This is a genomic window from Sphingorhabdus buctiana (assembly GCF_042680825.1).
Lineage (GTDB): Bacteria > Pseudomonadota > Alphaproteobacteria > Sphingomonadales > Sphingomonadaceae > Sphingorhabdus_B > Sphingorhabdus_B buctiana.
In genome coordinates, this window is the sequence record NZ_JBHUEL010000012.1 from 20,375 (window position 1) to 32,502 (window position 12,128).

Sequence of the window (12,128 nt, forward strand, 5' to 3'; positions counted from 1 at the left end):
GGGTTCAGGCCTCTCCGTGGGTTTCGACCAGCGCGGCGGTGATTGCATCTTCGGGTGATTTTCCACCCCAGATGATGAACTGGAATACCGGGTAGAAACGCTCGCATTCATCAAGCGCAACGTCGATGATCGTTTGCGCCTGATCGACACCCAGCAACCCGTTGGGCGGCAACAAGCTGCCATGGCGGAAGAGCAGCATGCCGTTGGACGACCAAAGATCGAAATGCCCGATCCAGAGCTGCTCGTTGATCAGGCCTAGCGCTTTGTACACGGCATCGCGCTTATCACTTGGCACGGTAACGTCAGGCATCACAAGAAGCTGCAAGGCATTGTCTTCCTCGCGCCAGATCGCCCGGATCTGGTAGCTCGTCCAACTGCCTTTGAATTCGGCGCTGACTTCTTCGTCGCTGACGGGCTCAAAATCCCATCCTCGCGCGTCAAAAAGCGCGGCGAGCATGTCCAATGGCGCTGTCTCTTCGCGCTCGAACTCGGTCAAATCTTCGTCCTGATCGCGCATTGCGGCCCTGTCGTTCCGTTCTGCACTGTAGATGCCCGTCACAGGACTCGCACGCAACCATGCATGTGCTGCATGGTGCATTAGTTTGTGGGCGGTTTGTGGATAAGGCTGCGAAGCGCCCTATTTATTGGGCGCAGCTTTCGGCTTGGCCGGGGCTTTGCCTTTGCCCGCAGCAGCTTCTAACGCCGCGATACGGGCTTTGAGTTCCTCGGCCTCTGCACGGGCCGTCGCCGCCATCTGCTTGACCGCCTCAAACTCTTCACGGCTCACCAGGTCCATTCCTGCAACCCATTCGCGGGTGCGCTCGCGGAAATTGGATTCGGCCTCACGCCCCATGCCCGCGACCGTGCCGGCAACGCCATTCAGGAATTTGGAAAGGTCGTCGAAAATGCGCTTGTCACTCTGCATGGCTCAGGCTCCGATATCGGCAGTTACTGCTGGCACATATAGCCGCTCTGCGTCCGGGTTCAATTGGTCGATCTGGTAATTCAAGATTGCTGCAAAACTTAGCCACGCCAGATAAGGCACCATCAACCAAGCTGCCAGCGACCGGATCCGGCCAAAGACCAGCGTGGTCGCAAAGGCAGAAACCCAGATAGCGAGCAACAGATAGAATGCAGCTGTCACCTGGTGCTGGCCGAAGAAGAGCGGCGACCAATAGAGATTCAAGGCAAGCTGGACGACAAACAATGCCACCGCGATGCCGCGCAACCGCGCACCACGCGCATTCAGGATGATCGAGACCGCGATACCCATCATCAAGTACAATATTGGCCACACCACGCCGAAAGCCCAGCCCGGCGGTTGCGCCTCGGGCTTGACCAACTCGGCAAACCAGCTGTTGCGCTCGCTCGATCCGGAGACGGTACCCGATAGGAACCCAAGCAGCATGATGATCGGAACAATGAACAGTGCCCACCGAAGTAGCGACATCCGCAATTGCGAGGGGGAAGCAAGCTGGCTCATTTTGTTCCCGTCGGAGTGAGAGAATCGATTCCACAAGTCTTAGCAAGCCCCCCGTAAACGACAAGGCCGCCATCCCTGGGTGGGGTGGCGGCCTGCCAGATTTTGCACGTTATGACGTGTAGTTAGGCTTTACGCGTACCGGTGACGGGCATCGAACCGAAAGCACCTGCCTTCACTTCACCAGTGATGGTGTCGCCATCGACGGTCGCGGTGCAATCCAGCGTCATTGGCATCGGCACGGTCATGTCCATTTTCCAGCTGAGCGTGTTGCCGTTCACGGTACCGCTCGGGATATCCATCGAGCCGAGGCTGCCAGCCATCTTGCCCGAAAAGGTATCGCCATTGCTGTTGATTGTCAAAACCGACTTCTGGTCACCCATCGGGCTTTTGACGGTTACGTCCCAATCGCCATCTACTGCTGCCATTTTTCTTCTCCTCTTACTCAGGCTTTAATTTGCATTGGTGTCAGTAGGCTTAGCAGCTTGCGATTGCATTTCAACCGGCAATCCAATTGCTTCCAGCTGCGGCTTCACCTTGGCAGCGTCACCGACAATCACCCACACCATCTTGTCTGCATCCACTTTCGACTTGAATTCTGCCGTCATGCTTTCGGCAGTCAATGCTTCATATTTGCCAGCCAGCTTTTCGGCATAGTCGAACGGACGCTTGAACAACGCATCGGCACGCATCTGGCCAAGAACCGCGACCGACTGTTCATAGCTGCCGGGCAGTTCGAGGATGTTGCTGGTGATAGTGACATCACGCTCAGCCTTGGTAATCGGCTTCGCTCCCGCGACATCCTTGGCATGATCGATCAACACCTTCAGCGAGGGGCCGGTCTGGTTGGTCTGCACTGGCGCAATGACCATGAACGGAACCCGGTCTTCATTGCCGGCAACCTGCGAGCGAACGCCATAGGACCAGCCCTTGGTTTCACGCAGGTCCATATTGATGCGCGAGGTGAAATCGCCACCGAAGATTTCGTTAGCAGCGCGCAGTGCAACCAGATCATCGCTCCCCTTGGCATCGAGGACCTTGCCGCCATAAATGAATGATTGCGGCGAATTGGGGCGATCGATCAGAACAACGCGTCCCTTAGCTTCGGGCAATGCGATGCCGAAATTTTTTGCCGGGGCAGCCTTTGCTTTCGGCTTCCAGCTGCCGAACTGCTTGTCGAGCAGCTTGGTCACTTCCTTCAGGCTGGTGTCACCGACGACGAAAATCTCGGCCTTGGCCGGATGGATCCACGATTGGTGGAACGCAACGATATCGTCCCGGGTCAGTGTGCGAACCGCGGCTTCATCGCCGGTGCCGGTTTGCGAAGCACCATACGGATGTGCCTTGCCGTAAATCAACGGGGGCAATGCGCGCAAAGCCAAGCCCTGCGGCTGGTTCTTCTCACCTGCAATGCGCGTCAACTGCTGGACGCGGACGCGTTCAAGGTCCTTTTCGGCAAAGGCGGGATTCTTGACAACATCGGCCAGTAGGCTGATCGAAGCTGCCAGATTGGGCTTTACGGCGCGCAAGGTGGCAACGGTGCGATCCTGGGTCGACGCGATATTGATGTCGGCACCCAATCGCTCCTCGGTTTCCGCCAGCTGGGTGGCGTTCAGCGTCAACGTACCTTCGGACAGCAAATTGCCCATGATGTTTGAAATACCGCGCTTGTCGAGCGGATCAGCCGCATAGCCCGCATCGAAGCTTACCGCGACACGCACAGCGGGAACGGCGGCACGGCGCGCGAAATGCACCTTGATGCCGTTCTTCAACGTTCCGGTTTCGACAGTCGGGAAATCCAGCGCCGGAGTTGCGCCGGGGGCTGGCATCTTGCTGCGGTCGGCTTTCACCGTCGTCGCAGCCGGCGCATCGGTGCCGGGTGCAATATAATAGGCAGGTGCCGAAAGCGTACCAGTGCGCGCACCGCCACCCGACGCGACTTCCTTATAGGCCTCGCGCTCACCCGGTTCGACGCGGATTTCGAGGACAGGGCGGGTCAGCCATTTCTGCATGGCGGACTTCACCGTTTCCGGCTTCAACGCAGCAAGCCGCTCGAGCTCGGTCTTGTAATAGGCCGGATCGCCAACATAAAGCTGCCCCTGTGCCAGGGCGCTCGCCTTGCCATCAAATCCACCGATCTGTTCAAGCCCGTCGATGCGATCCGCTGCATCGCTGGCGGCGACGCGCTGCACTTCGTCTGCGGTGGGGCCATTGGCGATGAAGTCAGCCATGATTTCGTCGAGACGCTTCGCGACGGCATCGGCATTGCCGCCCGGCTTCACGTCGGCTTGGATCCAGAACAGGCTAGAATGCACGAAAGGCAAGACGAAGGATGACACCGAAACCGCACTCTGCTCTTCGCGCACCAGCTTGTTGTCGAGGCGTGAGCTGGCGAGGCCACCAAGCACCGATGCACCTGCGCGCAGGGCGGTGAATTCAGGATCGGCGAGGCCCGGCACTACCCAATGACGATAGATACGCGTCGTCGGCACCTTGTCCTTCATGTCGATGCGGACGGGCTTTTCGAGCGTCGGGATGGGCGCATTGACGGGCGGCACATCGCGGCCGCGCGCAATGTCACCAAACCATTTCTGCACCAATGGCTTCGCGGTTGCGGCATTCACATCTCCGGCCAGCACCAGCACGGCGTTATTCGGGCCATAATAATCCTTGAACCACTGCTTGAAATCATCAAGCTTGGCAGCCGCAAGATCCTCAAGGCTGCCAATAGTATCATGATGATAGGGGTGGCCGACTGGGAACAGCGCTTCCGAGCGCTTGTAATCGACTAGGCCGTAAGGCTGGTTATCACCTTGGCGCTTTTCGTTTGAAACCACACCGATCTGGTTCTTCACCGATTGCTCGGTCAAGCCACCGAGCAAATGGCCCATGCGATCGCTTTCCAGAAACAGCGCGGATTCGAGAGCGCTGGTCGGCACTGTCTGGAAATAGTTGGTGCGATCGAGCCAGGTCGTACCGTTGAGATCGGTTGCGCCCAACTGCTTGGTGTACTGGAAATAGTCGCCGGGCGCGTTTTCGCTGCCATTGAACATGATGTGCTCGAACAGGTGGGCGAATCCGGTCTGCCCCTTTGGCTCATGCTTTGATCCGACCCCATACCAGATCGAAACTGCAACAACCGGGGCCTTGCGGTCTTCGTGCACCAGCACTGTCAGACCGTTATCGAGCGTGAACTTCTCGTAGGGGATGTTCACGGTCTTGACCAGATCGGCAACAGGTGCCGGCGCGGTTTTGGCCATTGCGGCGCCCGAAAGCGCGATCGTCGACACGGCAAGGGCCAAGGTCAATTTGCGGATCATTGAAATGCTCTCCTCAGGGAAACTTGTTCGCCCTTTCAGGCGGATAGGCTCGATATAGCGCCGCAAGCGACGAATCCAATGCAGGTAAACACCTTTTCGACAAACCGGCTAATGACAACGATTACAGCGTGATTGTTGCTGCCGCACCCGGTCGCTCGTCATCATCAAGCCGCCGTACGCGCAGCTTGTCGATCTTGCGACCATCCATATCGACAATTTCAAAATGCCAGCCCGAATAGGCAAAGCTCTCCCCCTCTTCGGGCAAGTGACGCAGCACGTGCAAGACATGACCCGCTGCTGTCGCATAGTCCCTGTCTTCGGGAAGCTGGATATCGAGAGCCTGCGCCATCGTGTCTGCAGACATGCCGCCATCAAGCAATAAGGAACCATCGTCCAATGCCACGATATCGGCGGCGCTGCCTTGCTCCTGGTCGGACGCGAACTCGCCGGCAATCGCGGACAACAGGTCATTCGGGGTCACGATGCCTTCGAAATGGCCATATTCATCATGTACGAGAAGCATCGGCACTTCGGAGCGCCGCAATATTTCAAGCGCGTCCATCGCATCGAGCTGGTCCGGCACGATTTCCGCCTTGCGCATCATCGCCTTGAGATCGAGCGGGCGCCCCTCGATCTGGGCGGCAACGATATCGCGCGCCTGCACCACGCCTATTATGTCATCGACGCTTTCGCCCATCACCGGCAATCTTGTGTGCGGCGAATGCAGCAAGCGATCGCGAATATCATCAAGGCTGGCTTCGGCAGAAATGGTGTCGACTTCGGTACGCGGCGTCATCACTTCGCGCACCGGTCGATCGGCAAGGCGGACCACGCCCGAAATCACCTTATGTTCATGCTCTTCGATAATTCCGGCATGGGTTGCCTCGGTAAAGACCACCTTCAATTCTTCAGTGGTCAAGGCATCGCGGTTATCCCGATCGAGCCCGAACAGCTTGAAGAACAATGCGCTCGAGGCATCGAGCAGCCATACAAAGGGGGCGGCTATCCGGGCCAGCCATTCCATCGGCCGCGCGACCAATGCGGCTATCCGTTCAGGCGCGACCAGCGCTACCTGCTTGGGTACCAGCTCCCCTATCACCAGCGATGCATAAGTGGTCGCACCGATAACAAGCCCGAACCCGATATTCATTGACCACTTGGTTCCGAAAAGGCCCAGCTGCGCTATCCGTTCTCCCATCGGCCCACCGAGGCTGGCACCGGAATAAGCGCCGGCGATGATGCCGATCAGCGTGATGCCAATCTGCACAGTGGATAGGAATTTGCCCGGATCCTTGGATAGCTTGATCGCGGCTGCTGCACCGCTGCTGCCTCCATCGGCCATCGCCTGCAAGCGAGCAGGACGTGACGACACGATCGCCAATTCGGACATGGCAAATACGCCGTTGAGAGCAATCAGCGCGAGGATGATGAAAACATCGATCCAGGGAAATGGGCTAGGGTCCATGATGTGCCGCAACATTTATGCCGGAGCCTTGGGCTTGGCAAGGGTAGTGGCACCGCCTATCGGTTTTCCGCATGAATATCCATCGCACCACCAGTCCGGCCATTGCCTTTGCAGTCGCAGCGGCCGGCGTTGGGCTATTCTCGCTGATGGACGCAGCAATGAAGGATCTGTCGATAGCGTTGGGGGCCTATAATGCCGTGCTATGGCGCAACCTGACCGGCAGCCTGATCGCTGGCGCCCTGTTCCTCGGCACTGGTCAAGGCTGGCCGTCGACGGGCAATTTGCGTCTGCACCTGTGGCGCAGCTTTATCGTTGCGGGGATGGCCGTGAGCTTTTTTTGGGCGATCGCCCGGCTGCCACTCGCCGAAGCCATCGGGCTTTCATTCATCGCGCCGGTTATCGCGCTCTATCTTGCGGCGATCCTGCTCGGCGAAAAAATCGGTCGCGAGGCCATTTTGGCATCGGTAGCCGGCTTGGGCGGCGTCGCCATCATCCTCTATGGCAAGTTCAGCGGCCATTGCAGCCAGGATGCGTTATGGGGGGCTATCGCAGTCCTGTTCTCTGCAGTCCTGTTTGCTTACAACCTCATCCTCGCGCGCCAGCAGGCGCAGGCAGCAGGCCCGATAGAAATTGCCTTTTTCCAGAATCTATTGACCGCTTCGGTACTTGCGCTGGCAGCACCATGGTTTCTGGCTCCGTTCGTTGTTGCGAAAGCACCCATGCTCGTCACCGCCGCGTCACTTGCCATCGTCTCGCTGCTTTTGCTGAGTTGGGCTTATGCACGGGCAGAGGCTCAGGTCCTCATCCCGGTCGAATATACAGCCTTTGTATGGGCAATCGCATTTGGATGGCTGTTTTTCGATGAGCCAGTGACAGCGACCACCCTTATTGGAACAGCCTTGATCGTAGGTGGCAGCCTGATTGCTGCACGTGTAAAACCTTCTGCCGTTAATCATGTCGAAATAGCCTCAGCCTAACGGAGCCGTTAGACGCGCACTATTGCGCATAAGGACTAGCGGTTGACCCTGATGGAAATCATTACGGCAATTGGCCGAAAAGCAGGTGCATGGGCACATGATCGTGCCGTACAGGGTATTTTGGATACCCCACCCATCGTCGCACAAGATGATGGCGTGATCCTGTTTTCGATGATCGGCACAGCGGTGCTGCTGCCTTATCTGGTTGCAGTCAAATCGCTGCACCACCATTTGCCGCGCGGGAAAATCGTTTTGCTAGACGATGGAACGCTGACGGTTGGCGACAAGCAATTGCTCGCGCGCCATTGCGACAATCCGGAAATCATCGGCAAACAGCATGTCGATACATCGCCGTGCCCGCGCGACAATTGTTGGGAACGACTGATTTCGATCCTGGACCGGCGTCACGACCATTATGTCATCCAGCTCGACTCGGATACGGTTACCACCGGTCCGGTTCCGGAAATTGCCGCTGCCATCACAGCCAATCGCAGTTTCACTCTCGCGGGCGGCCTTGATGAAGCGCAGCATGGCTTCAAAAGCGCTTCGGAAATCTCCCGGATTTTTCATGCGAACGGCCCAACGACCGACCATGTTCAGGCGCATGCCGAGGCTGCAATGAAAACGCTGCCCGAAGCCGATAGCCGCCGCTATATTCGCGGGTGTGCAGGCTTTGCCGGCTTTGCAAAATCAGCTGAGGGCCGCGCAACGGTATCACGTTTCAGCGACGAAATGGATGAGCGGCTGGGCGATATCTGGCGGCAATGGGGAAGCGAGCAGGTCGCGTCCAACTGGGTGGTCGCGAACGATCCCGATCCGATCCAGCTGCCCTATGACCGCTATATCAACCATTGGGATGAACCCATGCCCAAAAGCCCTGCATTTGTGCACTATATCGGCACCTATCGCTATCGCTGGGGCAACTATTCACGCACGACCCGTGAAGCGATTGCGGCATTAAAGGCGTAGGTCCGAAACAACCCGTCCAGAAGAACATGACCTATGTTCGCTATAGGCATTGACCCCTGCACAGACTCGGTTTAATCGCACGATTAAATCACACAAAGGAGTCCTGTCATGGCCACAGCCTATATTGTCGATGCCGTTCGTACCGCCGGTGGGCGGCGCGGTGGAAAGCTTGCCGGGGTGCACCCGGTCGATCTCGGCGCAGCCGTTTTCGATGCGATTGCCGACCGCAATGATTTTGACACCAGCGCAATAGACGATGTCATCACCGGCTGCGTCTCGCAAGGTGGCCAGCAGACGATGGATCTTGGCCGCAACGCCGTGCTCGCATCGAAACTGCCCGACAGCATCCCCGCCGTCACCATCGATCGCCAGTGCGGCTCCTCGCAGCAGGCGATGATGTTTGCGGCGCAGGCCGTTATGTCGGGCACGCAGGATATCGTGCTTGCCAGCGGCATCGAAAGCATGACCCGTGTTCCGATGGGTTCGGTCGCGACCTTGTTCATGAAGGAAGGCCTCGGCAACTACAAGTCGCCGCGCCTCGAAGAGAAATTCCCCGGCATCATGTTCAGCCAGTTTGCCGGAGCGGAAATGATCGTCAAGAAGCACGGCTTCACCAAGGATGACTTGGACGCCTTCGCTCTCGCCAGCCACCTGCGCGCGAAGGCTGCTACCGAAGCGGGCCATTTCCAGAATGAAATCGTCGGCATCGAAATCGAAACGCCCGAAGGCAAGGAAATCCATCTGGTTGACGAAGGCATCCGCTTCGACGCGACCATGGAAAGCATCGCCGGTGTCAAGCTGCTGCAGGAAGGCGGCGCCATCACCGCTGCCACCAGCTCGCAGATTTGCGATGGTGCCTCGGCTGCCCTCATCGTTTCGGAACAGGCGCTGAAGGACCATGGCCTGACGCCGCGCGCGCGCATCCACCACATCTCGGTCACCGCGGGCGACCCGATCATCATGCTCGAAGAACCGCTTTTCGCTACCGAAAAGGCGCTGAAGAAGGCCGGCATGAAGATCGAAGACATCGATGCCTATGAAGTCAACGAAGCCTTCGCCCCGGTTCCGCTCGCCTGGATGAAATATCTCGGCGCTTCGCATGATCGCCTCAACGCCCATGGCGGCGCAATCGCGCTCGGCCACCCGCTCGGCGCTTCGGGCACAAAGCTGATGGCAACCTTGCTCGGCGTGCTCGATGCCAAGAACGGCAAATATGGTTTGCAGACGATGTGCGAAGGCGGTGGCCAGGCCAACGTCACCATCATCGAACGGCTTTGAGCCCCGTCGCCCCTGCGTAGGCAGGGGGGACGGCCTGCTCACGCAAAACCTAATGAATTAACCTCCAACGGCCCCGGCCTTCACCGGGGCGACGAACAAGAAGGAAATTAGAATGATACTCGACTCATCAGTCGCAGCTGTAGTCACTGGCGGCGCATCGGGCCTTGGTGCTGCCACTGCTCGCGCGCTCGCTGCCAAGGGCGTCAAGGTTGCGATTTTCGACCTGAACGAAGAAAAGGGCAACGCCATGGCTGCCGAAATCGGCGGTGTTTTCTGCAAGGTCAATGTGACTAGCGAGGAAGAAGTCGACGCAGCCTTTGCCAAGGCGCGTGAAGCGCATGGCCAGGAGCGCATCCTCGTCAACTGTGCAGGCACCGGCAACGCGATCAAGACCGCCAGCCGTTCGAAGGAAGACGGCTCGATCAAGCATTTCCCGGTTTCGGCGTTCGAATGGATCATCCAGATCAACCTGATCGGCACCTTCCGCTGCATAGCCAAGTCGGCAGCCGGCATGCTGACGCTCGATCCGCAGGCTGATGGTGATCGCGGCGCGATCGTCAACACCGCTTCGGTCGCTGCCGAAGATGGCCAGATTGGTCAGGCTGCCTATTCAGCGTCGAAGGCTGGTGTTGTCGGCATGACCCTGCCGATTGCGCGCGACCTTTCGAACGAAGCGATCCGCGTCAACACCATCCTTCCGGGCATCTTCAACACCCCGCTGCTCGCCGCTGCGCCGCAGCCGGTGAAGGATGCACTCGGCGCATCGGTTCCCTATCCGAAGCGTCTCGGCAATCCCGAAGAATATGCTGCTCTCGCGATGCTGATGATCGAGAATGGCTATTTCAACGGCGAAGACGTCCGCCTCGACGGCGCCATCCGCATGGCGCCGCGTTGATGCACTATTCGCTCCCGCATGCGGGAGTTTCGAAAGCGGCCACATGGCTCGCTTTCCATGACACCCCTCTCGCGCAGCGAGGGGGGTTTCTTTTTTCCAAGAGGATGCCCGAATGAGCAATTACACACAGATTTTGTACGAAGTCGAAAATGGCGTTGCGACGATCACGTTACACCGCCCCGACAAGATGAACGCCTTCACTGGCACGATGATGAACGAGATGATTTCGGCCTTTGACGAGATCGACGCCGACGACAATGTCCGAGCTGTCATCGTCACCGGCCATGGCGATCGCGCCTTTTGCGCAGGTGCCGATTTGACGCCGGAAGATGGCAAGCATGTCTTTGCCAGCGGTGAAGCGGTAAGCGACCTTTCCGATACGCGCGTGCGCGATGGCGGCGGCCTGCTGACCCTGCGCATCTATCAATGCAAGAAACCGGTGATCGCTGCTGTCAACGGCGCGGCTGTCGGCATCGGTGTGACCATGCAGCTGGCTATGGATATCCGCCTTGCAAGCGAAAGCGCGCGTTTCGGTTTCGTCTTTGCCCGCCGTGGTATTGTTCCCGAGGCCGCCTCCAGCTGGTTCCTGCCGCGCCTTGTCGGGCCGCAACAGGCACTCGAATGGTGCTATACCGGCCGCATTTTTGACGCACAGGAAGCGTTGAAAGGCGGTCTCGTCCGTTCGGTGCATCCCGCAGGCGAGCTGCTGGCCGAAGCCCGCAAGCTGGCCCGCGAAATCGCCGACAACACCGCACCGGTTTCGGTCGCGCTAACCCGTCACATGCTGTGGCGCAACGCCGCCCAACCGCACCCGATGGAGGCGCACAAGATCGATAGCCGCGCCATCTATCGCCGCTCGCGTTCCGGCGATGCAAAGGAGGGAATTGCCAGCTTCCTTGAGAAGCGCGCGCCCAACTATCCGGATAAAGTATCCACAGATATGCCAGACTTCTTTCCTTGGTGGGAGGAACCGGTATATAACTAATCGATTAAATGGGTCGGGGCCTTAACCCGACCCAGATCCCCGGGGGAGTAAAACCGTGGCAACAAACGGTCAAAAGGCGACAAACGCCAACGAAACGCAAAGCGGCGCACGCGAACAGCTGCTGGAAGCAGCAAGCGAAATCATGCGCGAAGGCGACACAATTGATCTTTCGCTTTCCGAATTGTCGCTGCGTGCTGGCCTCAACAGTGCGTTGGTCAAATATTATTTCGGTAATAAGAATGGTCTGATGCTCGCGCTTCTCGATCGTGACATGGGCAAGATCGTGATCGACCTCAATGCGCTGGTGGCGAAAGACATGCCGCCGGAAGAGAAGCTGCGCCGACATATTAGCGGTGTGATCGACACCTATTACACCTTCCCCTACCTCAACCGCCTGATGATGCGCATGGTCCGCGATGCCGCACCGATTGAGGCGGCGCGCATAGCCGAGCGCTATCTGAAACCGCTCTCCGATGCCTATGACGTGCTGATCGAGGAAGGCGTGAAAGCCGGTAAATTCCGCCCGGTCGATCCGCAGCTTTTCTATTTTTCGGTTACAGGTGCGGCAGACCGCTTTTTCTCGGCACGCCTCGTATTACGGCACTGCTATGACCAGCACGACATCTCACCCGAAATGCGCGACGCCTATCGCGAACATACGATCGAGCTGATCATGCGAGGCTTGCTCGCCGATTGAGCCGAGGCCGACCGAAGTCGAAAGCAGAGTGCTATTGGTCGAATGCCCGGGTTGCCACGTCC

At 58.2% G+C, this 12,128-nt stretch carries 12 protein-coding genes; 6 read left to right on the forward strand and 6 right to left on the reverse strand.

What is annotated here, in order from left to right; all coding sequences use genetic code 11:
* Positions 1 to 4: 4 nt before the first annotated feature.
* The 6 genes from ACFSAG_RS14465 to ACFSAG_RS14490 form a co-directional block, all read right to left on the reverse strand.
* On the reverse strand, positions 5 to 517 hold the full coding sequence (locus ACFSAG_RS14465; protein WP_374614090.1) for a type III secretion system chaperone family protein: 513 nt from the start codon (positions 515 to 517) through the stop codon (positions 5 to 7).
* Between the two features lie 120 nt (positions 518 to 637).
* Complete coding sequence (locus tag ACFSAG_RS14470) at positions 638 to 925, reverse strand: accessory factor UbiK family protein (RefSeq protein WP_381516258.1); 288 nt, start codon at positions 923 to 925, stop codon at positions 638 to 640.
* A gap of 3 nt (positions 926 to 928) precedes the next feature.
* Complete coding sequence (locus tag ACFSAG_RS14475; protein ID WP_381516262.1) at positions 929 to 1,483, reverse strand: TspO/MBR family protein; 555 nt, start codon at positions 1,481 to 1,483, stop codon at positions 929 to 931.
* 122 nt (positions 1,484 to 1,605) lie between these two features.
* Complete coding sequence (locus ACFSAG_RS14480; protein WP_374614085.1) at positions 1,606 to 1,908, reverse strand: hypothetical protein; 303 nt, start codon at positions 1,906 to 1,908, stop codon at positions 1,606 to 1,608.
* Between the two features lie 24 nt (positions 1,909 to 1,932).
* Positions 1,933 to 4,800, reverse strand: coding sequence for a M16 family metallopeptidase (locus ACFSAG_RS14485; RefSeq protein WP_381516266.1), 2,868 nt, complete (start codon positions 4,798 to 4,800; stop codon positions 1,933 to 1,935).
* A 121-nt stretch (positions 4,801 to 4,921) separates the two neighbouring features.
* Positions 4,922 to 6,280 carry a hemolysin family protein gene (locus tag ACFSAG_RS14490; protein ID WP_381516270.1) on the reverse strand — a complete coding sequence of 453 codons (1,359 nt, stop codon included), beginning with the start codon at positions 6,278 to 6,280 and terminating at the stop codon, positions 4,922 to 4,924.
* A gap of 56 nt (positions 6,281 to 6,336) precedes the next feature.
* Here ACFSAG_RS14490 and ACFSAG_RS14495 point away from each other — a divergent pair, with 56 nt between their 5' ends.
* The 6 genes from ACFSAG_RS14495 to ACFSAG_RS14520 all read left to right on the forward strand — a co-directional run bounded on the left by ACFSAG_RS14495 (position 6,337) and on the right by ACFSAG_RS14520 (position 12,066).
* Positions 6,337 to 7,242, forward strand: coding sequence for a DMT family transporter (locus tag ACFSAG_RS14495; protein WP_381516273.1), 906 nt, complete (start codon positions 6,337 to 6,339; stop codon positions 7,240 to 7,242).
* 51 nt (positions 7,243 to 7,293) lie between these two features.
* Positions 7,294 to 8,211 (forward strand): hypothetical protein, encoded by a 918-nt coding sequence (locus ACFSAG_RS14500; protein WP_381516276.1) that lies wholly within the window; start codon positions 7,294 to 7,296, stop codon positions 8,209 to 8,211.
* A gap of 108 nt (positions 8,212 to 8,319) precedes the next feature.
* On the forward strand, positions 8,320 to 9,489 hold the full coding sequence (locus tag ACFSAG_RS14505; RefSeq protein ID WP_381516280.1) for an acetyl-CoA C-acetyltransferase: 1,170 nt from the start codon (positions 8,320 to 8,322) through the stop codon (positions 9,487 to 9,489).
* 112 nt (positions 9,490 to 9,601) lie between these two features.
* A complete protein-coding gene (locus ACFSAG_RS14510; RefSeq protein WP_381516283.1) occupies positions 9,602 to 10,384 on the forward strand; it encodes an SDR family NAD(P)-dependent oxidoreductase in 783 nt (260 codons plus the stop codon).
* A 112-nt stretch (positions 10,385 to 10,496) separates the two neighbouring features.
* Complete coding sequence (locus ACFSAG_RS14515) at positions 10,497 to 11,369, forward strand: crotonase/enoyl-CoA hydratase family protein (protein WP_381516287.1); 873 nt, start codon at positions 10,497 to 10,499, stop codon at positions 11,367 to 11,369.
* Positions 11,370 to 11,424: 55 nt separating this feature from the next.
* On the forward strand, positions 11,425 to 12,066 hold the full coding sequence (locus ACFSAG_RS14520; RefSeq protein WP_381516289.1) for a TetR family transcriptional regulator: 642 nt from the start codon (positions 11,425 to 11,427) through the stop codon (positions 12,064 to 12,066).
* Positions 12,067 to 12,128 lie beyond the last annotated feature (62 nt).